This is a genomic window from Nonomuraea solani, from assembly GCF_900108335.1.
Lineage (GTDB): Bacteria > Actinomycetota > Actinomycetes > Streptosporangiales > Streptosporangiaceae > Nonomuraea > Nonomuraea solani.
This window is the reverse complement of record NZ_FNVT01000011.1, coordinates 135791-155542: the sequence shown is the minus strand read 5'-3', so window position 1 is coordinate 155542 and position 19752 is coordinate 135791. Positions and strand designations below refer to the sequence as shown.

At 70.3% G+C, this 19752-nt stretch carries 21 protein-coding genes; 8 read left to right on the top strand and 13 right to left on the bottom strand.

What is annotated here, in order from left to right:
- The first annotated feature begins 27 nt into the window (after nucleotides 1-27).
- Nucleotides 28-414: a chorismate mutase gene (locus C4V41_RS34025; RefSeq protein ID WP_103960082.1), complete on the top strand. Its 387-nt coding sequence runs from the start codon at nucleotides 28-30 to the stop codon at nucleotides 412-414.
- Here C4V41_RS34025 and C4V41_RS34020 read toward each other — a convergent pair.
- From C4V41_RS34020 to C4V41_RS34005, 4 genes are read right to left on the bottom strand one after another with little or no spacing between them, the layout of a single operon-like run.
- Entirely contained in the window at nucleotides 407-985 is a 579-nt protein-coding gene (locus C4V41_RS34020; RefSeq protein ID WP_103960081.1) for a dienelactone hydrolase family protein, read from the bottom strand. The genes C4V41_RS34025 and C4V41_RS34020 overlap by 8 nt on opposite strands.
- Before the next feature lie 51 nt (nucleotides 986-1036).
- Complete coding sequence (locus C4V41_RS34015; protein ID WP_103960270.1) at nucleotides 1037-2134, bottom strand: LacI family DNA-binding transcriptional regulator; 1098 nt, start codon at nucleotides 2132-2134, stop codon at nucleotides 1037-1039.
- A gap of 30 nt (nucleotides 2135-2164) precedes the next feature.
- Complete coding sequence (locus tag C4V41_RS34010) at nucleotides 2165-3025, bottom strand: PfkB family carbohydrate kinase (RefSeq protein WP_103960080.1); 861 nt, start codon at nucleotides 3023-3025, stop codon at nucleotides 2165-2167.
- A gap of 3 nt (nucleotides 3026-3028) precedes the next feature.
- Nucleotides 3029-4033 carry an SIS domain-containing protein gene (locus C4V41_RS34005; protein WP_235030538.1) on the bottom strand — a complete coding sequence of 335 codons (1005 nt, stop codon included), beginning with the start codon at nucleotides 4031-4033 and terminating at the stop codon, nucleotides 3029-3031.
- A gap of 236 nt (nucleotides 4034-4269) precedes the next feature.
- On the opposite strand from C4V41_RS34005, the gene C4V41_RS34000 reads away from it, so the two are divergent.
- From C4V41_RS34000 to C4V41_RS33990, 3 genes are read left to right on the top strand one after another with little or no spacing between them, the layout of a single operon-like run.
- Nucleotides 4270-5586, top strand: coding sequence for an ABC transporter substrate-binding protein (locus tag C4V41_RS34000; protein WP_103960079.1), 1317 nt, complete (start codon nucleotides 4270-4272; stop codon nucleotides 5584-5586).
- A gap of 11 nt (nucleotides 5587-5597) precedes the next feature.
- Nucleotides 5598-6485 (top strand): carbohydrate ABC transporter permease, encoded by an 888-nt coding sequence (locus tag C4V41_RS33995; protein ID WP_103960078.1) that lies wholly within the window; start codon nucleotides 5598-5600, stop codon nucleotides 6483-6485.
- Entirely contained in the window at nucleotides 6479-7315 is an 837-nt protein-coding gene (locus tag C4V41_RS33990; RefSeq protein WP_103960077.1) for a carbohydrate ABC transporter permease, read from the top strand. Before C4V41_RS33995 ends, C4V41_RS33990 begins: the two co-directional genes overlap by 7 nt.
- A gap of 5 nt (nucleotides 7316-7320) precedes the next feature.
- Here C4V41_RS33990 and C4V41_RS33985 read toward each other — a convergent pair whose 3' ends face one another.
- From C4V41_RS33985 to C4V41_RS33965, 5 genes are all read right to left on the bottom strand, one after another.
- Complete coding sequence (locus tag C4V41_RS33985) at nucleotides 7321-8073, bottom strand: MauE/DoxX family redox-associated membrane protein (RefSeq protein ID WP_146103893.1); 753 nt, start codon at nucleotides 8071-8073, stop codon at nucleotides 7321-7323.
- A 12-nt stretch (nucleotides 8074-8085) separates the two neighbouring features.
- On the bottom strand, nucleotides 8086-8682 hold the full coding sequence (locus C4V41_RS33980; protein ID WP_103960075.1) for a cell wall protein: 597 nt from the start codon (nucleotides 8680-8682) through the stop codon (nucleotides 8086-8088).
- An 11-nt stretch (nucleotides 8683-8693) separates the two neighbouring features.
- Nucleotides 8694-9140, bottom strand: coding sequence for an RlpA-like double-psi beta-barrel domain-containing protein (locus C4V41_RS33975; protein ID WP_103960074.1), 447 nt, complete (start codon nucleotides 9138-9140; stop codon nucleotides 8694-8696).
- A 107-nt stretch (nucleotides 9141-9247) separates the two neighbouring features.
- Nucleotides 9248-10129, bottom strand: coding sequence for a class I SAM-dependent methyltransferase (locus C4V41_RS33970; protein ID WP_103960073.1), 882 nt, complete (start codon nucleotides 10127-10129; stop codon nucleotides 9248-9250).
- A 41-nt stretch (nucleotides 10130-10170) separates the two neighbouring features.
- Nucleotides 10171-11274 carry a WD40/YVTN/BNR-like repeat-containing protein gene (locus C4V41_RS33965; protein WP_103960072.1) on the bottom strand — a complete coding sequence of 368 codons (1104 nt, stop codon included), beginning with the start codon at nucleotides 11272-11274 and terminating at the stop codon, nucleotides 10171-10173.
- A 143-nt stretch (nucleotides 11275-11417) separates the two neighbouring features.
- Here C4V41_RS33965 and C4V41_RS33960 point away from each other — a divergent pair, with 143 nt between their 5' ends.
- Nucleotides 11418-12398, top strand: a complete 981-nt coding sequence (locus C4V41_RS33960) for a helix-turn-helix domain-containing protein (protein ID WP_103960071.1) — start codon at nucleotides 11418-11420, stop codon at nucleotides 12396-12398.
- Here C4V41_RS33960 and C4V41_RS33955 read toward each other — a convergent pair.
- Nucleotides 12395-14446 (bottom strand): peptidoglycan-binding domain-containing protein, encoded by a 2052-nt coding sequence (locus tag C4V41_RS33955; protein WP_103960070.1) that lies wholly within the window; start codon nucleotides 14444-14446, stop codon nucleotides 12395-12397. The genes C4V41_RS33960 and C4V41_RS33955 overlap by 4 nt on opposite strands.
- A 99-nt stretch (nucleotides 14447-14545) precedes the next feature.
- On the opposite strand from C4V41_RS33955, the gene C4V41_RS33950 reads away from it, so the two are divergent.
- Together C4V41_RS33950 and C4V41_RS33940 are read left to right on the top strand one after the other, a co-directional pair.
- Entirely contained in the window at nucleotides 14546-15145 is a 600-nt protein-coding gene (locus C4V41_RS33950) for a TetR/AcrR family transcriptional regulator (RefSeq protein ID WP_160150491.1), read from the top strand.
- A gap of 63 nt (nucleotides 15146-15208) precedes the next feature.
- Nucleotides 15209-15964, top strand: coding sequence for a PH domain-containing protein (locus tag C4V41_RS33940; protein WP_235030537.1), 756 nt, complete (start codon nucleotides 15209-15211; stop codon nucleotides 15962-15964).
- Here the strand turns inward: C4V41_RS33940 and C4V41_RS33935 are convergent.
- Nucleotides 15936-17087, bottom strand: coding sequence for a M20/M25/M40 family metallo-hydrolase (locus C4V41_RS33935; protein ID WP_103960068.1), 1152 nt, complete (start codon nucleotides 17085-17087; stop codon nucleotides 15936-15938). The genes C4V41_RS33940 and C4V41_RS33935 overlap by 29 nt on opposite strands.
- 102 nt (nucleotides 17088-17189) lie before the next feature.
- Nucleotides 17190-18257, bottom strand: a complete 1068-nt coding sequence (locus C4V41_RS33930) for a trypsin-like serine peptidase (RefSeq protein WP_103960067.1) — start codon at nucleotides 18255-18257, stop codon at nucleotides 17190-17192.
- A gap of 346 nt (nucleotides 18258-18603) precedes the next feature.
- On the opposite strand from C4V41_RS33930, the gene C4V41_RS33925 reads away from it, so the two are divergent.
- The gene (locus C4V41_RS33925; protein ID WP_103960066.1) at nucleotides 18604-19125 is read left to right on the top strand and encodes a hypothetical protein; all 522 of its coding nucleotides are present in this window, start codon (nucleotides 18604-18606) and stop codon (nucleotides 19123-19125) included.
- A 226-nt stretch (nucleotides 19126-19351) separates the two neighbouring features.
- Here C4V41_RS33925 and C4V41_RS33920 read toward each other — a convergent pair whose 3' ends face one another.
- A complete protein-coding gene (locus C4V41_RS33920) occupies nucleotides 19352-19684 on the bottom strand; it encodes a hypothetical protein (protein ID WP_103960065.1) in 333 nt (110 codons plus the stop codon).
- Nucleotides 19685-19752: the final 68 nt, after the last annotated feature.

Genomic DNA, 19752 nt, shown 5'->3' with positions numbered 1-19752 from the left:
TTTCCACCCTTATGGTAAAAATCCCTTATGGGACACTCCTCCGTAGAACAGCCTGAGCAGGATGCATATGTCCGGAGAGAGCTGCGGCGGCTTCGCGCCAGCATCGACAATCTCGACGCCGCCCTCGTTCACCTGCTCGCGGAGCGGTTCAAGTGCACGCAGGAGGTCGGCCGGCTGAAGGCGGAATATGAGCTGCCCCCGGCCGATCCCGCGCGCGAGGCGGAGCAGATAAAGCGTCTGCGCAGCCTCGCCGAGGAGTCGAAACTCGACCCCGTCTTCGCCGAGAGATTTCTGAATTTCATCATCGCCGAAGTCGTACGGCACCACGAACTGATCGCCAACAGCAGATCGGCGGCCCGCGCGAACCAGCAGGCCACCGACGAGACCGGCCTCCGGCGGAGCGCGGCTACCTGACGCGGTCGAGGAAGGCGAGCACGCGTTCCCGGAGCAGCGCGGCGGCCTGCTCGTCGTAGGAGGGCAGGCCCGGGTCGGCGAACAGGTGCCGGTCGCCCGGATAGAGGAACAGCTCGGCGTCGGCCGCCGTCTCGACGAGGGCGCGGGCCGCCTCCAGGTCGCCTTCCCCGGCGAAGAACTCGTCTTTGTCCATGCCGTGGACCTCGACCGGGACGCCCTGCGGCCAACCGTCGCCGAACTCGGTGACCGGCACGCACGCCTCCATCAGCAGCGCGCCCTTCGCCCCCGTGCGGGTCTGGGCCAGCATCTGGGCCGGCAGGACACCGAGGGAGAACCCGGCGTAGACCACGTCGGCGGGCAGCTTTTCCGCGAACGCCTTGCCCCGCTCGATGATCGTGCCGAACCCGATCTCCTGGGCGTGGGCGGCGCCCTCTTCGAGGGTGCCGAAGACGCGCCCTTCGTACAGGTCGGGCACGTGCACGGTGTGACCGGCCCGCCCGAGCGCCTCGGCGAACTCGCGGACACCGGGCGTCAGCCCGCACGAGTGGTGGAACACCAGCACTTCAGCCATCTCGAACCTTCCCCTCGACGAGGCCACCGATTATGCCGCCGGCCACCGACACTATTCGGAAGAAAGGCGGGGCGGGGCCACGGAGGAGCGCTGGATGAGGCGGGAGCGCAAGGTGTGCATCTCGCGGGCCGGTTCGGCGCCCCCCAGGATGTCGAGCAGCACCTGGGCCGCCTTCGCGCCCAGCTCGTGCACAGGCTGCGCGATCATCGTCAGCGGCGGCTCCATGACCGCCGCCCACGCGCTGTCGTCGAACCCGATCAGCGCCACGTCGTCCGGATAGGACAGCCCGGCCTTGCGCAGCGCCCGCAGTGAGCCGGTCATGCCGTCCGTCTCGGTGCAGAACACGGCCGTGACCCGGTCGGGCAGCGCCAGCATGCGGCCGACCTCGCCCACCACCCGCTCCTCGGTCTTGGGCCCGACCATCACCAGCTCAGGGTCGAACGGGATGTGCGCGTCGTCGAGCGCGTCGAGGTAGCCGCGCAGCCGCTCACCGTCCGTCCACAGGTTGTGGGAGGCGGCCGCCAGCAGTTCGCGCCTGGTGGCGGGCGCCTGCGCGACCGGCGGCCCCCAGACGAACCCGATGCGGCGGTGACCGGCCGCGATCAGCACCTCGACCGCCTCGCGCGCCGCCTCGCGGTTGTCGATGACGACGGCGTCGAGGTCGAGCGCGGCGACCGCGCGGTCCACGAGCACGATCGGGATGCCCCGGTCCATGGCCGCCTTCAGGTGCGCGACCTGGTCGCGGTCGAGGGCGGCGGAGGCCACGATGACGCCGTCGACGCGCTTGTCGATGAGCACGTTGGTGGCCGCGACCTCCTGCCCCAGGTTCTCGTACGTGCTCAGCACGATCACGTCGAACCCCCGGGCCCTCGAGGTGTCGGAGATCCCCCGCAGCAGCCCGGCGAAGAACGGGTTGCCGATGTCGGCCACGATCACGCCGAGCGTATGGCTCACCCCGGTGGACATGCTGCGCGCGAGCGCGTTGGCCCGGTAGCCGAGCTTCTCGGCCGCCGCGAGCACCCGCGCCCGCAGTTCGGGACTGACGTATCCGTAGCCGCCGAGCGTGCGGGCCGCCGTGGCGCGGCCGACGCCGGCCTCGGCCGCCACCTCGGAGATCGTCGGCCCCGCCTGACCCCGGTCAGCTGGCATGGTCTCCATCCCTCGTTCCTGATCGGCCCATCACATGCTAGTCACGGGCGTCGCCCGGCCGTGGCCGAAGGCGCCCTCGACGAAACACTGCTCGCGGGCCGTCTCCGCACCAAGCCGCAGCGCCCGCTCGATCATGGCGGGCCGGGGCGGTGCGGCAGCCGCCCAGCCGTCGCGCAGCAGCGAGACCACGAACCCGGTCAGGAAGGCGTCGCCGCAGCCCATGGTGTCCACGATGTCCGGCGCCAGGTCGGCGGGGGCCGACAGCGTGACCTGGCCGTCGGAGGCGAGCGCGCCGTGCACGCCACGGGTGCCGAGCGCCAGCCGGGCGCCGCGCCGTACCGCCTCGGCGAGCAGGCCGGCGGTGGCCTCCTCGCCGAGGTCGGAACAGGACAGCAGCACCAGGTCGGCGTGCGGGCAGACGCGGTCGAGGTAGGAGGGGGTGCGGTATTCCTCCTCGCTGGACAGGTCGAAGCTGACCAGCGGGCCCAGCTTGGGCAACTCGGGTTCGCTACGGGAGTAGACGCTCGAATGCACGAGGTCGAAGCCGTTCACGTAGCCGAGCAGGTCGTCGTCGAGCGTGAGCGGCTCCCGTACGGTGACGCCGCCGCCGTTCCAGCCCAGGAAGACGCGCTCGCCGTCGTCCACCCGCAGGTGTGAGACGCCGCTCTCCCCGCGCCGGACGACGGAGCGGCCGACGGCCACCCCCTCGGCGGCGATCGAGTCGCGCAGGAACCCGCCGAGCTCGTCGTCGCCGAACACCCCCAGGTAGGCCGACTCGACGCCGAGCCGCCGGGCGTAGACGGCGACGTTGACGCTGTTACCGCCCGGGTAGTCGATGCCCCGGTCGACGAACCGGTCGACGATGTTGTCGCCGAAGCCGAGCACCCTCATGCCTCAGTAGTCCATGACCCGGTAGTAGCGGCGCAGGTCGAGGGAGTGGTCGCGGACCCGCTCCAGGTGCTTGCTGACCCGGCTCATCACGGTGTCGAGGACGACGGGCCCGAGCAGGCCACGGAACTCGGGGCTGATCCCGGTGAGGGGGTAGTCGCGGGTGTCGAAGACGGTGACGTCCTTGGACACGCGCCTGGCGAACGCCTCGGCGCGGTCGGTGAGGGGCCGCGTCTCGTCCTCGCCCTGGAAGAGGATCACGCTGGTGTCCTCTTCGAGCAGTTCGAGCGAGCCGTGGAAGAACTCGGCGCTGTGCACCCTGGTGGTCCGCAGCCACTGCATCTCTTCGAGGATGCACATGGAGTAGAGGTACGTGAAGCCCCAGAGGTTGCCGCCGCCGATGAGGAAGTGGAAGTCGTTGTCCTTGTGCGCGTCGGCGAACGCGGCGGCCACCGGCTCGGCCTGCCTGGCCACGTCGACGAGGACGCCGGGCAGCCCGGCCAGCTCGCCGGCCAGCTTCTCGTAGCCGTCGAACTCGCCCCTGCGGGCCAGCAGCCGGCCCGTGAACAGCAGCAACTGCATGTCGAAGGGCCAGGTCTTGGGCTGGGAGACGAGCGCCGCGTCCACCTTCGTGGCGATGGGCGACTCGGGGTAGCCGGTGAAGGCGACCGTGTAGGCGCCCTTGGACTTGCAGTATTCGATGGCGCGAACGCTGTCGTCGGTGGTGCCGGAGACCGAGGTGAACACCGCCACCGTGCGCTCGCCGAGGCGGGCGTCACCGGAGACGATCAGCTCGGCCGCGATCGCGGCGCGCACGTCGAGCGTGGACAGGCGCCGGGCCAGGTGCTCGTACGGCCACATCTGGGCGTAGGTGCCGCCGGCCCCGACGAGGAGCACCTGGTCGAACCCCTCGTCCACGAGCCGGTCGACCAGCTCCTCGATCTGAGGGCGCAGGGCCACCGCGCTCGCCACCTGGGCGCTGAACTCCGGCTCGTTGAATCCGAGCATCATCGTTTCCTTTCCTCCGGCCTGATACCGGTATCACGCGGCAGTCACGTTGGCACAGCGTCCCGCGAACCGTCAACCTCACAGTTCTTGAAAAGCTTTCTGACCTGCTCAGACATAGCCGCTATTCAGGTCACGCCGGGTTAACGAAAGAAAGATCTTTGCTTGCGGGTCTGGTACCGGTATCAGCACGGCTGTAAGGTCGGCCAACACCAAGGCTCCTGGACGAGAAAGGAAGCCCCATGCGCCCTCGCGCCCTGCCGACGTTCGCGGCACTCCTCGGGACCCTCACGCTGACCGCCTGCTCTGGCGGTGGCGGTGCCGCACCGGCCCCGGCGGCCGACGTCGCCGCCACGCCCGAGTTCTCCGGCACGCTGAGCATCCTGACCAAGTTCGCCGGCGACCCCACGGGTCCCTATTTCGAGAACCTGGCGGCCGCGTACCAGAAGCAGCATCCGCAGGTGAAGGTGGAGCTGATCCAGGAGACCGACCAGAGCGTCAAGGACAAGCTCAAGACGCTCACGGCCTCCGACGCGCTGCCCGACGTCTACTTCACCTGGACCGGCAACTGGGCGGACAACTACATCCGCGGCGGCCGGGCGGCCGACCTCACCAAGGTGATCGGCCCGGACACCGAGTGGGGCAAGACGTTCAGCCCCGGCTCGCTGGCCGCCTTCGCGCGTGAGGGCAAGAACTACGGGATCCCGCTCTACGGCAACGGCAAGTTCATGGGCTACAGCAAGGCCGCCTTCGACACGGCCGGGGTCAAGCCGCCGGCGACGTTCGAGGAGCTGATCGCCGCCTGCGGCCCGCTGCGCAAGGCCGGCTACGAGCCCATCGCCTTCGGCAACAAGGACGGCTGGCCCGCGCTGCACTACCTGCAGCAGTTGTTCGCCTACAACGTGCCGGACGCCACCCTCCAGGCCGACTTCGCGCCGGAGACCGCCAAGCTCGACGACCCGGGGTACGTCACCGCGCTCAACCAGTTCAAGACCCTGGTCGACCAGTGCACCGACACCCGCGACGGCACGAACGGCGTGCTCTACTCCTCCGCCCAGGAGGCGTTCGCCAACGGCAAGGCCGCCATGTACTACCAGGAGATCCTGGAGTTCGACAACGCGACGTCGAGCAAGGTCAAGCCGGCCGACTTCGGCATCTTCCAGCTTCCCGCGCCGCAGAACGCCCCCGGTGACGCCGCCGTGCTGGAGGGCTCGCCCGAGGGCTATCTGATCAACGCCAAGTCGCCCCGGGTCGCGCTGGCGGTGGACTTCATGAAGTTCGCCACGAGCCTGGAGAGCGCCAAGACGCTGTCGTCGCCGCCGTACGGGCAGCCCAGCACGGTCGTCGGCGCGGTCACGGCCGAGACGTCGAGCAAGGCGGTCTTCGAGGGCGTCCAACTCGTCAACAAGGCGCCCAAGCTGGCCATCTGGCTCGACACCGTCACCGTGCCCGAGGTGGCAGACGCGTGGCTGGCCGGCGGCGAGGGGCTCATCAGCGGCGGCATGACCGCGGACAAGGTGCTCGAAAGCGTGCGCCAGGCCTCGGCCGGGGCCAAGTAGGGGGACCGTACGTGCGCGCCACCTTGCGAAGGACGCTCGGCCTGGCCTGGGTGCTCCCCGCCCTCGTGCTGGTCGGGGTGTTCGTCTACCTGCCGCTCGTCCAGAACCTGCAGTTCAGCACGCTCAATTGGGACATCTACAGCGGCAGCCAGGAGTACGTCGCCCTCGGCAACTACACCAAGCTGGTCGAGGACCCGATCTTCTGGTCGTCGCTGGGGAACAACGCCCTCTACGCGGTGATCTCCATCGCGTTCCAGGTGTTCGGCGCGCTCGTGCTGGCCGCGCTCATCGAGAGCATCCGGGGCGAACGGTGGCGGCGCGCCCTGCGCGCGATCTACTTCATCCCGGCCGCGCTCTCGCTGACGGTCGCGGGCCTGCTGTTCTACTTCATCTACGAGCCGAACCTGGGCCCGCTCAACCACGCGCTGCGGGCCATCGGCCTCGACGGGTTCGCGCAGGCGTGGCTCGGCCAGGAGAGCACGGCGATGACGGCGATCATCGCGATGAGCCAGTGGCAGGGCTTCGGCTACTCGACACTGCTGTTCGCCGTCGCGATCCAGCGCATCCCGTCGGAGATCTACGGGGCCGCCGCCATCGACGGCGTCGGCCCGGTGCGCCGCTTCGTGCACGTGACGGTGCCGCTCGTACGCGAGATGACCGGGCTCATGGCGATCGTCACGATCTCGGGCGCGTTCCAGGTGTTCAACGAGGTCATGGTGATGACCGGCGGCGGGCCCAACAACTCGACGCAGGTGCTGGGCACCTGGCTCTACCGCAGCGGCTTCGTCCGCAACAACTTCGGGTACGCCGCCGCGATCGCGACCGTCCTCTTCGTGATCACGCTCGGCATCGCGGTGGCGCAGCTCTGGGTCACCCGCAGGAGAAGGGTGGAATGGTGACGCGCCTGAGCTTCCTCGGGGTGATCGCCCGCGTCTTCATGTGGGCGTTCCTGCTGGCCCTCGCGGTGGTCGTGCTCTATCCCCTGCTGTGGATGACGCTCAACGGCTTCAAGACCAACGCCGAGCTGTTCGGCGACCCGTTCGCGCTGCCCCTGAACTGGAGTTTCGAGAACTACCAGAAGGCGTGGAACCGCGGCGTCAGCGACTATCTGACCACCAGCGTGCTGGTCACGGTGACCTCGACGATCGTCACCGTGTTCGTCAGCGCGTGGGCCGCCTACGGGCTGACCCGGGTGAACCTGCCGCTCAACAGGACGCTCACGGCCGCCATTCTCGGCGGTCTCATGCTGGCGCCGACCGTGGCGCTCGTGCCGCTGGTGAAGATGTTCCAGGCGATGGGGCTGTACAACACGTTCTGGGCGCTGCTCATCCTGTACACCGCCTTCCGGATCCCGTTCACGACCTTCCTCATCCGGGCGTACATGATCGACCTGCCGCGCGAGGTCGATGAGGCCGCCGAGATGGACGGCGCGGGCCGGTGGACCGCGTTCTGGCGGATCATCCTGCCCATGTGCAAGCCGATCCTCACCTCGACGGTGCTGCTGCACATCCTGTTCACCTGGAACGAGTATCTCTTCGCGATGGTCTTCACCAGCGGCTCCGGCGTGCAGACGCTGCCCGTCGGGCTGACGAGCCTGATGAGCAAGCACGGCACCGAGTATCCGGTCGTGTTCGCCGGGATGGTGATCGCCGCGCTGCCGGTGGTGCTGCTGTTCTTCCTCGGCCAGCGGTACATCGTCAGAGGTCTCGCCGACGGGATCGGAAAATGACGGTGCTAGTCCACGAGCGCGACCCGGACGGCTCCCGGGTCGTCTCCTGACAGGGGTACGGCGAACACCGCCGTGCGGTCGCGGGCTCCGTAGATCACGAAGCGCAGGCCGTCCTCGTCCCAGGTCTCCTGCACGTCCGAGGTGAGCTGGGCGGACGCCGAACAGTAGGCGGGGCTGCGGCGGAGCAGATGCAGCGACGTCTCCAGCGGGACGGCCCGCTGCGGGGGAAGGGCGAGCGGGCGGCGCAGGCGTACCAGGAACTGACGGAGCGGGACGAGCCAGTGGCGGTCCAGCTCCGACGAGAGCGCCAGCAGGAGCAGGACCTCCGCCACGACGAGCGGCGCGATCGGCTCCGTCCCGGTCGACACGGCCGCCGCGACCCCGGCCACCAGCAGCGACGCAGCGCGGGCGAAGGCGCGCCGGTCGACGGGACGGGAGTGCGTGCCCAGGCAGCCGCACGACGAGGTCGGCGCGGCGACGTGGGCGTAGGTGAGATAGGCCAGGAAACCGGCCGCCAGCAGTGCCGCGGCCACGCCCTCCAGCGGGTGCGAGGGCGGCGCCAGCAGCGCGGCGGCCACCGCCAGCTCGGCCAGCCCGACGAGCCGCAGCGCGGGGACCGCGCGCGCCGGGCCGATCAGCCTGGCCAGGGCGGTCTGCCCGGCCTGCGCCCGCATCCGCCGGCTGAGCAGCTTCAGCAGACCTGCCCAGAGGAGGAAGAAGGCGATGACGTACGGCTGCGACGCGGCGATCCCGTGCATCGTGCTGCCTCCTTAGTGCGGGGAGAAGACGGTGGCGATGTCGACCTCGTTCGTGTCCGGCCGCCAGGCGCCCAGGATCTGCACGTGCTGGCTGACCTTCAGCATCGACAGGTCGGCGGTGGGCGGCGACTCGGAGTGGACGGCGACCGACCTGCCGGGCACGACGTGGCACAGCACCTCGTGCCCGTTGTGATCGAGGTGAAGGGTCTTGTCGCTGATGTTCCTGATGTGGCCCTTGATGTTGACGATGTTGAGCCACACCGACTCGGCGGCGAGCATGCCGTCGGGCATGCGGACGCCTCTGGCGTACAGGCCGTCACCGGGCTTGGCCTGCTCGAACCCGACCGGTCCGAGCTTCCACAGGCTCGTGCCGTCCACGACCCTGATGGTGTGGAAGACCATGTTCGAGCCCAGGACGAGCAGAGTGTTGTCCTTGATCGAGCGGATCCGGCCCTCGGCGAAGTCGGGGTCGGGCGCGCCCGGCTCGACTTTCTGAGCGGTGGCGGCGAACGCCGCCTCCGGGCCGAGCGAGCCCATCGTGGTCGCGGCGACCACGCTCGCGCCGCCGCCGAGGACGGCGGACCTGAGCACATCCCTTCTGCTGCGCATCGTTCCGCCTCCTAGGCCGACGAGATCTCGCACGGCCGCAGGCCGCTGGACAGGCTGGCGATCTGGCTGTAGGCGGCGGGGGTGAGGTCGATCAGCCGGTTGCTGGCGCAGGTCGCGCCGCAGCAACTGCTCTCACCGCAGAACAGGTCGGTCTGCGGGCCGCAGTCGGCGATGGCGGTGACGACGCTGGTGCCGCTGCACAGGGCCGTGATGCGGTGCCGGTAGCCGCAGGTCCTGCGCGACAGGCTGACGCCGCAGCGGTCGGGGCGGGTGATGTCCCAGCAGGCGTCGGAGGTGTTGGGCCAGGCGTGTTGGAGGTTTCCCGAGTTGCAGGTGCCGCAGGCTCCCTTGCCGGTGCTGCTGCACGGTCCCCAGGCGGTGCCGCAGCAGAACCAGGAGACCTCTCCTTGGACGGGGCCGAGTAAGTCGGCGGGCGGGTCGGTGGACTTACGCGCCATGCGCGTCCTCCTTGGGTGAGCTCTGGACGATCTCAGCGAGGGGGTTTGAAGGTTTCCGACTTGATCTATGAGTACCATGTAAGGATTTTTCGTCAATGCCGGATTTATCAGGACCCGAGCTGGAACTCCCACACCACGATCGTCGGCGAGCCCTTGGTCGCCGCGCGCGCCGCCTCCGGCGCGAAGCCGGCCAGGCACCAGGGCCACAGGTCCCAGGGCTCCACGGACGCGGGCCTCGGCTCGCGCGGGCCCGGGTCGGCGGCCTGGGGCTCCTCACAGCGGCGGACCCGCAGGTTCGCGCGCAGAGCGGCCCGTACGTAGTCACCGATGCGGTGCTGGTAGGTGGCCACCCGGCCGGGCCTGCCGTCGGGAAGGCGGACGGGCGGCACGATGCCCCGGGCCACGCCCTCGGGATGGATGTCGGAGATCACCACGTGCCCGCCCGGCCGCAGCACCCTGGCGAACTCGGCCATGACCGGCTCCAGCGAGGGCGCGTGCGTCAGCGCCAGCGAACAGACGACCAGGTCGGTGCTGCCGTCGGGGAAGGGCAGGCGGGTCAGGTCGCCGGGCCGGAAGTCGCCGTCCGGCACCCGTTCACGTGCCTTGGCGAGCATGTCGGGCGAGCTGTCCACGCCCAGGATCCGGTGCCCGCGCCCGGCGAGCAGGGCCGCGATCCGGCCGGTGCCGCAGGCGGCGTCGAGGGCCACCCCCGCCGGCAGCCCGCCCACGATGTCCTCGATGAGCGGTTCGTCGATGGCGAACGTCGAGTTGGCGTCGTCGTACGTGCGCGACCAGATCCGGTAGCCGTCCACCGTGCTCACCCGGGCGACCTCCCGGGCCGCGTTCGCCAGCGTTTCGTCGTCGAGGAGCCGGCGGATCTCGGCGAGACGGGCTTCGACGAACGCGCGGTCGTGCTCGCCGGTGAACGACCGCATGAGGGCCATGCCTTCGAGGGCCAGGACGTAGGCCAGCGGGTGCTCGTAGATCACCGGGTCACGGTAGGTGGGTCTGTGCGGCGTACGCCATCGAATTACGACTCTTCGGCCACGCCCAGGTACATCACGGACGGCGACGCCGGGTTGAACGCGATGGAGGTCACCCGGTCGTAGGAGTTGTGGTTGGTGGTGACCTTCTTCTGGCGGCCGTCGTACCGGTAGATGTCCGTGCCGATGCCCGACCAGCCGGTGCCGAACACGAAGTAGAGCACGGTCGGGTTCGTCGGGTGCGCGGTCATCAGCGGGCCGTTGGGGATCGTGATGTCGCTGTTCTGGTCCACCACGGGGACGTAGCTGCGGCCACCGTCGGTGGACATGTAGATGTGCCGGCCGTCCGACGGCGCGCCCGCGTCCAGTTCGGAGAGGTTCAGGCCCATCGCCCACACCAGGTTGCCGACGACCGGGGAGATCGTGGCGCTGAACACGTTGACCTTGCCGCCGGAGCTCATCCCGGTGGCCACCGTCCACGTACGGCCGCCGTCGAAGGTGACGCGCGAGTCACCCGCCGAGCCGAGCACCACGTGGTCGAGGTCCTTCGGGTCGAACACGGCGGTGTACACCATGAGCAGCTCGCTCTGCGGCCAGGCGGGCACCCCGATGGGCTTCCAGGTGCGGCCGCCGTCCGTCGACTCGTGCAACTGCCCGTCGCCGTCGGCCGCCCGCAGGCGCTCACCCTGGTTCCGGTCGACGCCGATCCCCGCCACCTCGCTCGCCGGAGAGGTGAGCGGGGTGACGCCGCCGGTGGTCCTGGCGAGCGAGAGGTTGCCGTCCCGGTCCCAGGCGTACGCGCCGCCGCCTGAGGCCGGGACGAGCTCGGTGTGCGACCCGCTGACCTGGCCGATCTGCCGCCACGTGCAGCCGGTGTCCGTCGAGGACGAAAGCCGGCCGTTGGCGATGGACAGCAACGTGCCCGGGCTGTCGAGGGCGACCAGCCCGGTGGTGTAGACGACCGGGCGCAGCCGGTTGCTGGTCGGCGTGATCTTCTCGCCCTCGGTCCGCGTGTACGTCACCGTCCCGTCGCCGGTCACCGTGCCGCACGACGGCAGGATCCAGTCGTCGTACCCGGCGGCGACGGCCGGTGCGGCGGCCGACACGGCCGTCAGCGCGGCCGCGACTCCGATGGTGATCGCTCTCTTCACAACGTCCTCTTCCTGTGCGATACGGGCCTGCGCCTGCTGCGCGACGCAGGCCCGGTACCGTCCTACCGGTGCGCGGATCTCCCCGCCTAGGAAACAGGTTGGCGGCTTTATGACATTGCAGGCATCTGTCATGATTGCCGATCATGAACACGCACGACAACGCACTCTCCGCGGTCGGGATCGATGCCGAGGACGAGCAGATCTACCGTGACCTGCTGCGCCGCCCACGCGCCACGCTGCCCGAGCTGGCCGAGCACACCGGCCGCACGACGGTGGCGCTGCGCCGCGCCTTCTCCCGGCTGGAGGCGCTGGGACTGGTCAGCCGCATGGCGGGCCGCCCGATCCGGTTCGTGCCGATCCGGCCGGACGTCGCCGTGGCGGCCCTCATCTCCCGCCGCGAGGAGGGGCTGGCCCAGGCCCGGCTGGCCTCGGTCGCGCTGCTCGCCGAGACGCCGCGCACCGAGCACCAGTCGCCCGAGGAGCTGGTCGAGGTCGTGCAGGGCCAGGCGGCCGTGGTGCAGCGGTTCACGCAGCTCCAGCAGACCGCCACCGAGGAGCTCCTGGTGCTGGACCGCCCGCCCTACGCCCAGGACCCCTCGCAGCAGAACGTGGACGAGATCGAGCGGCTCGACCAGGGCGTCCTGGTACGCGGCATCTACGACGTCACGGCCCTGGAGATCCCCGGCAAGCTGCGCCTCGCGCAGGAGGCGGCGGCAGCCGGGGAGCAGGCCAGGGTGAGCCCGGAGGTGCCCATGAAGCTGGCCATCGCCGACCGGAAGTGGGCGATCCTGCCGCTCGGCACCGACGCCTCCGCCCACGCCGACAGCGCGGTCATCGTGCACTCCTCGACGCTGCTGGACGCGCTGGTCACGCTGTTCGAGGTGCTGTGGCGCTCGTCGCTGCCACTGCCGGCCAGGTCCGCAGACGGGGTGTCCGACGGCGGGCTGCCGGACCCCGAGCTGTTCACGCTGCTCGCGGCCGGGCTCAAGGACGAGTCCGTCGCGCGCCAGCTCGGGGTGAGCCTGCGGACGGTGCACCGGCGGGTCAGTGAGGTGATGGACCTGCTCGGCGCGCGCACCCGCTTCCAGGCCGGGCTGCTCGCCGCCCGGCGCGGGTGGTTCTAGAGAGGCGGTGCCGGCAGGTCGGTGGCGTCGAACGTGAACGAGTGCCGCGCCATCCGCAGCCGGCGGCCCTGGCCGTCCTCGGCCTCCGGCAGGATGTCGACGGGCAGCGTGTAGCCGCGCGGGTTGGTGCCGTACCGGGGCCAGTCGAAGACGTACTGGAGGGAGCCGCGCAGCCCCGCGTCGGGCGGGTTGAGCCGCTCGGCCCGCGTGAGCAGGTGCTCGACGAGCGCCCGCTCCGCGCCGTCCCCCCACGTGTGCGGCCCGCTGGCGAACAGGGTCTCGTGGTCCTTGGCGGCCTCGTCGAAGGCCGTGTGGAGCTGCGGGCCCGCGCGTCCGAGCCGGCGTGTCGCGACCGGTTCGGTGGCCGGGCCGCCCGCGACCATGTTGGCCGGTCGCTTGATGTGCCACCGGTAGACCAGGGCCAGGCCGCGCTCGGAGGTGATCACGTCCTTGATCCGGGCGGGACGGGTGCCGCCCGGGGCCTCCGGATCGGGAATGGTCCAGGTGGGCGGGCCGGCGGGGCCGTCCCACGGGGTCTCCGCGATGTCGCGGATCCGGAGCCTGGCCATGTGCCACATCCGGCGGCGGAACCCCTCGACGGTGCGGGTGGCCATCTGGAACCGGTAGAACCAGTGCCAGCCGCGGAAGACGTCGAACTCGGCCACCACCTGCGGCAGCAGCCGCATCGGGCCGTTCTCCTGCGGGACGGTGGGGCGGGAGACGTATTTGCGCTGGCCGGGCAGGAACACCTCCTGGCCGTTCTGGCCCCAGTCGGTGGCGACGCCGACCCCGAACCGTCCGACGGCCTGCGCGAAGGCGGCCGGATCGACGGCTTTCAGGTAGGACAGGAAGCCCCACAGCTCACCGGCGTCCACGGACGCGCCCGCGGCCGGCCCGCTCGCCGCGCCCGCCGTCCAGTGGCAGGGCCCCAGCGAGATGAACGCCGGGTCGTAGCCGTTGAGCCCGTCGAAATAGCCCACGGCCTCGACCTCGGCCACCGCCCTGACCACCTTGTACGTGCTCAGCCCCGCCGCGTCCCCGGCCAGCTCCGCCAGCGTCGGGCCGGTTCCGCCGGCGCGCACCGGCAGCAGGTGCTCGGGCAGCATCTCGGCCTCGGGCCGCCACGTGTGCCCGGTGTTCGGCCACGCCCGCGGGCCCGACCAGTCCGTCAGATACGTGGCGAACTCCCCGGTCACGTCCAGCTCCGGATGCGCGGGAGCGGACGGCGGCCGGGCCGGGCGCCGCCACGTCCGCGTCAGGTCGCGCACGTAGAAGCGTGGGGCCTTGTCGGCGACGTCCCGGTGCCCCCACACGTTGCCGGCGGCGGGCAGCGGGTGCAGCCGGTCCGGCTGTCCCTGCCGTAGTTGCCACGCCTCCACCACGATCGGGCACCGCCGGCGGGCCTGCCGCCAGCGCCGCAGCACGAAACGGGTCCACGGGTTGACCACGCCGGTGATCGACTCGGTGTAGCGCTCGTAGAAGTGCGCGTCCACCGGCACGAGCCGGTCCGACCAGCGGACGAGCTCCACCCGCGCGCCGGAGGCGTGGGCGGCGGGCGTGGTGTCCTCCATTCCGCGCGTCACGGTCAGGTCGCCCGCGAGGCCGGTGACCTCCAGGACCTCGGCGTCGATCCGGACGCGGAAGGGCGCGGCGTCGGGGAAGGCCGAGAGGCCGCTGACCGGGAGCGTGCCGTCCGCCGCCGTCAGGTCACGCAGCAGCGTCGCGGCGTCCGGGTGGCGCTGGACGGCCGAGTCGGGGAGCGCGGCGTAGCGCTGGAACTCCTCGACCGCCCACCGGGTGGCCCTGGTGAAGGTGGTGGCGTTCTCGGGGGCGAGCAGGAAGCCCAGCTCGCGCAGGTCCCTGTGCAGGTCGCGGACGTGGGTGGTGCCGGTCAGCTCGGGGCGCTCGCGCCCGCCGTACCGGGCCGTGGTCCCCTGGCTCGGGTCCCGGTCGTCTTCCCGCAGGTCGAACTCGCCGTACAGCCCCGAGGTGGGCCGGATGAGCACGGCGAGCAGCCAGGCGAACACCTGGTCGAGGTCCTCCAGCATGAGACGACGGTAGGACGCGGGCGCGCGGGGCGCCTCAGGGATGGCACTAGGGAAAACTCTGGGTTCTTATCAAGTCGAATGTATTGGTACGGTGAATGGGTGCCAAGACGAGTCGATCACGATGAGCGGCGGACCGGTATCGCCAGGGCGCTGTGGCGGGTGGCGGAGGCCAAGGGGCTCGACCGGGTGAGCCTGCGTGAGGTGGCCGCCGAGGCGGGCATGTCGCTCGGCCGGCTGCAGCACTACTTCGGCACCCGCGAGGACATGATGGTGTTCGCCGTCGAGTTCATGAACAAGAGGAACGTCGAGCGGGTGGCCGAGCGCATGCTGGCCATGGGCGGCCAGGATCCCCTGACCAGGCTGCGCGCCATCGTCATGGAGATGCTGCCGGTGGACGCCAGGGCCCAGGCGGGCAGCCTGATCAACGTCAGCTTCCTGCTGGAGGCAGCCAGGAGCGAGCCGCTGGGCGAATACGCGCGCAAGCGGGCGCTCGCGCTGCGCGGCCTGCTGGAGGGGCAGATCGCGCTGGCCATGCGGGCGGGCCGCCTCGACCCGCGTCTTGACCCGGAGGCGGAGGCGGCCCTGCTGGTCGGCCTGGCCGACGGGCTGCGGGCCGGGTTCCACCTGGGCGCGCTGACCGCCGAGCGCACGGTCGAGCTGATGGAGATCCATCTGGCCCGGCTCAACACGCCGGTTTGATTCCAAGTCAAGTGTCTTGCTAACGTCGAAGGCAATACATCTGACTTAGGAAGGATGAGCGGCGTGAGCAACCTCCGACTACGCCCTCCGCTGCACAGGGTCGATCCGCGAGCGAGGCGGTGGTGGACGCTGCAGGCGCTCGTGTCGCTGTCGGGGCCCGCGCTGCTGACGGCGCTGACGCTGCTCGTCCTGTCCCTGCTGTTCTTCCCCGGCGCGCTGTTCTGGCTGGGGCCGCTGCTGCTGGTCGACGCGCGGGCGTGGATCACGCTCGGCGCGGTCGCGGCCGGGTTCGCGGTCGTCAGCCTGATGGGGCTGGGCCGCTGGCTGACCACGCGATACCGGGTGGCTGGCGACCAGGTCGAGCTGCGGTCCGGGATCCTCGTCCGCAGGCGTCATACGGTGCCGCTGAGCAGGATCCGCAGCGTGGACCTGACCGCCACCCTGGTGCACCGGGTGCTGGGCCTGTCCGTCGTCCGCATCGGCACCGCCGACCACAAAGAGGTCCGGCTGGAGGCTCTGGCCAGGGACGCGGCCGCCGCGCTCCGCGGCGAGCTGCTGCGCGGGACGCCGGGGCGGGCGGACGGCGATCCGGTGCCGTCCGCGTTCGACCCCCGCTGGGTCCGGTACGCGCCGCTGACCTTCTGGACGTTCGGCTCGTCCCCGTTCGGCAGGCGGGCGGGTGTCGTGACGCTGACGGCCGCCGTCGCCGCCGGGGAGCAGGGCTACAGCATCCGCGACCTGGCGGCGGGCGAGGCCCCCGCGCTGGCGGAGGCGGCGGCCCCGCGGATCCTCACCGAGTTCCTGAGCAGAACTCCGTGATCGTGGCCGCGAGCACGTCGGTGACCTGCCGCACTGAGGCGATGTCGGCCCACTCGGTGTCGGCGTGCGCGCCGCCGCCATCCACGCCGAAGAGCAGGCACGGGATCCCGGCCCGGTCCAGCAGGGCGCAGTCCGTCCAGAAGGGCTCGGCGCGGATCACCGGCGGACGGCCGAGCGCGCGCTCGACCTGACCCAGCAGCACGCGGGCGATGGCGGCGTCCGGATCGGCCTCGAAGGGCTCGCGGTTCAGGCCGTCGTGCAGCCGGTACGCGAAGTCCGGCACGCTCGCCGCGAGCCCGTCGAGGATCCCGGCGAGCTCGGCCCGCACCGTGGCGGCGCTCTCCCCGGGGACCGTACGCCGTTCCAAAGTGATCCGGCAGCGGGCGGGATAGGTCGAGGCACCCTCACCTCCCTCGATGAGCGAGGCGTGCACGGTCCCCGGCCCCAGCAGCCGATGCCCTTCCGACGCGGCCAGCCGGCGCCCGAGCTCCTCGATCGCGACCAGGAAGTGCCCGGCCTTCGCGATCGCGTCGACGCCCAGGTCGGGACGGGACCCGTGGGCCGCCCGGCCCAGGATCTCCACCTCGAACCAGGCGAAGCCCTTGTGCGCGAGCGTCACCTCCAGGTGGCTCGGCTCGGTGACGATCGCCGCGTCCGCGGTGAACTTCTCCAGCACCTCCTCCGTGCCGAAACTGGCGTGCTCCTCGTCGGCCACCAGGGCGAGGATGACGTCGCCGCGCAGGGGCCCGTCCGCGGTGGCGCGCGCCGCCGCGGCCATCATCGCGGCGATGCCGCTCTTCATGTCGAAGGCGCCACGGCCGTGGATCCTGCCGTCCTCGACGCGGGCGGCGAGCGGGTCGCCGTCGTAGGTGCCGTACGCGACGGTGTCCAGGTGGCCGTTGAGCATGAGAGACGGTCCGCCACCGCTGCCCCTGGCCACGGCCACCAGCGAAGGGCGGCCCGGTCGCCGTTCCAGAAGGTGGACCTCGAACCCGCGCTCACGCGACCAGTCCGCGCAGAACCCGGCGACGGCCGACTCGCCCGCGCCGCCGGGGGACAGGTCGGGATTGACCGAGTCGATGGCGATCAGCCGCTCAAGCAGCGGCAGGGGATCGGTGGCCATGGCGAACCTCCTCAGGTGGGATGCCCGCCCATCGCATCAGGTGATCGCGCGGACGGGAAGAGGGTGCTCGCCACGCGGCCTCAGAGCGGCCTCAGAGCTGCCTCAGAGGGCGTCGGCGTTCTGCGCGGCCTGGAAGACGGCCATCGCCTCGTTGCCGAAGAAGGGGCCGAACATGAAGTTCGGGGCGTTGTTGTAGGTGAAGCTGTTGACGGAGTTCAGCATGCCCTGGCCGGTGCCCTCGTTGAAGTTGAGGAACCAGCCGCCGCCGCTCGACCCGCCGGTCATGTTGCAGCGCAGGCCCTGGTCCTGGGTCATGATCGGATCGTTGAACGTGCGGCCGCTGCAGTAGATCAGCTCCGAGCCGTCGAACGGGTCGGCCGCCGGATAGCCGAAGGCGAACATCTGCCGCTGCCTGGCCTGGTTGAACGCCACTCCCTGCCCGCCCACGACGTCGGTCAGCGTCCGGCCCTGCAGCGGGGCGACCACGACGGCGGCGATGTCGAAGTTGATGTCCTCGTTGGCGTTCCACTGCGGCGTGGTCAGCATCCTGCTGCCCACCCACGTGCCGAACGGGCGCCGGCCGTCGTCGAAGGCCGGGACGAACGCCCAGTTGCGGTGGGCGGCGCCGTTCAGCTTCACGCAGTGGCCCGCCGTCATGACGACGCTCTCGTTGGCGCTGGTCACCGCCGTGCCCGAGCAGGAGGAGTTCTGGCCGTCGGCGGTGGTGAAGAAGACGCGCCCGAGGGTCCGTACGACCGCTCCTCCGTCGGTCCACTGCAGACCTGGGCTGTTGGGGATCAGGGACCGCTGGGCGTTGACGGGCTGCACCGAGAAGGCGGCGCCCCGGGTGCCGAAGCTCGAGCGCCGGACCGAGGAGTTGCCGTTCGACCAGGGATCGCCCTGGGACGGCCGGCCCAGCCGGTCGCCGCGCTGCGGCGGGGGCGCCGACAGCGGTTGTGCCGCCAGCATGCGCTGGCTGGTCCAATAGGACGAGACGGTCCTGCGTTCCGACCAGGAGTCCGTGGCGGTCCACCCGACGGGCCTGCGATCGAGCTCGGCTGAGGTGCCGGCTTGCGCTGAGGCGCCGGCGGCTTGTGCGGTGCTCGCGGGGACCAGGGCTCCTGCCACGGCGAGCGCGATGGCGGAGACCAGGGCGACTCTGCGGTGCATTACGTACCTCCCGAAAACCGGAATCTGCCGAAGAAAGGTACGCACGGGATCATCAATCTTCCTCAATGCAAGTACATACGGATATATGAGAACTACGGAGTGAGCGCGCGTCGATACCGTGCGTCACGGGCCTGTCGCACGCGTCCCGCCCTGATATGGGCATTTATTTATCGGCACTTGTCCGTTATAGGGAATTGATATCCGGCGTGGCGTTATCGCGGGACTCGCGGCAACTGTAAGCATCGAACCGGTCGATTTCCGAAAGGACCGGAACATGTTCACGCCTTATTCTCGGACGAAATACGTACAGAGGCAGACTTTGCGGGCTTTCGCCGCAGTCGTTCTCATGACCACGCTGACCCCCGCGACCTCCGCGATCGCCGTCTCCGCAGGTGACAAGACGTGCTCGCCGCACGTCTTCTGGAAGCTGCACCGGGTCTCACCACGAAACTTCTTCCTGCCGCGCACCCGTTACATCGACGGCCCCGGCGGTTCGATGACGGTGTCGGTCACGCGCGAACACGAAGTGCTGGCGTTCATCGAGACCGAGAACGAGAAGCAGCACACGCTCACCACAGGAGACGTGGTGAAGAGCCTGCGCAGGCTCGGTCTGCCGCACCTCGAAGAGCGTCACATGGTCTTCAGCGGCCACGAGTACACCCGCGAGATCAACAAGGGCATGTACGGCAACATGTGGTACCGCGTCTTCGGGTACCGCGCCGGCTGGTCGGCCTGGTCGGTGCTCCGGTCGTGCCGCCACGTCAAGGTCGCCGCCGGGATCGCCAACGTACCGGCCAGGGTCGAGGGATGGCGCTACTGGGAGACCAAGCACCCGACGTACAAGAATCGGCTGTTGTCCCACAAGTGAGGTTTCCGGATCGGCCTCCGGGTAGCTGGAGGGCTGCCGTCGGCATGAGGGGGACACATGGCAATCCAGCACTACCTGGGATTCATCCGTCCGGCCGCACCCACACCGGACGCCGACAGCGATACCAATCGCCGCTCGCGCCGGCGTCGCCGCCGCCGGCGCGCGCTGGGGTGAGCGTTGTTCGAGGCCGCGCTCTCCGGCGCGGCCTCGCTCGCCGTTCTCGTCGTTACGGCATGGTGTCGCAGTACGGCCCCGGCGATACGCCGCCGGCGTAGAGCGTCATGCAGATCCGGTCGCCCGAAACGAGCGGCGGGGACGGACGGAACAGCCCGTACAGGTAGGTCGGTGTCCGATAGCTGGACAGCGACCCCCTCGCGGGCAGCCCGTTGACCGTCACGCTCACCGACAGCGTGGCCGGTGGCGGTGCGATGGTGAAGACGAAGCCGCCCCCGTCGAGGCCCGCGCAGACCGGAGCCTCGGGAATGCAGACCGGCTGCGCGGCCTGGGCGGGCGGAGCCTCCACGAGCAGGAAGAGGGGTAACAGGATTCCCAGGACCACTTTGGCGTTGATGACGCACCCCCGTGGGTTTCGTGTGGCACAGGGTGAGGTGGACCCCGACGGTAACC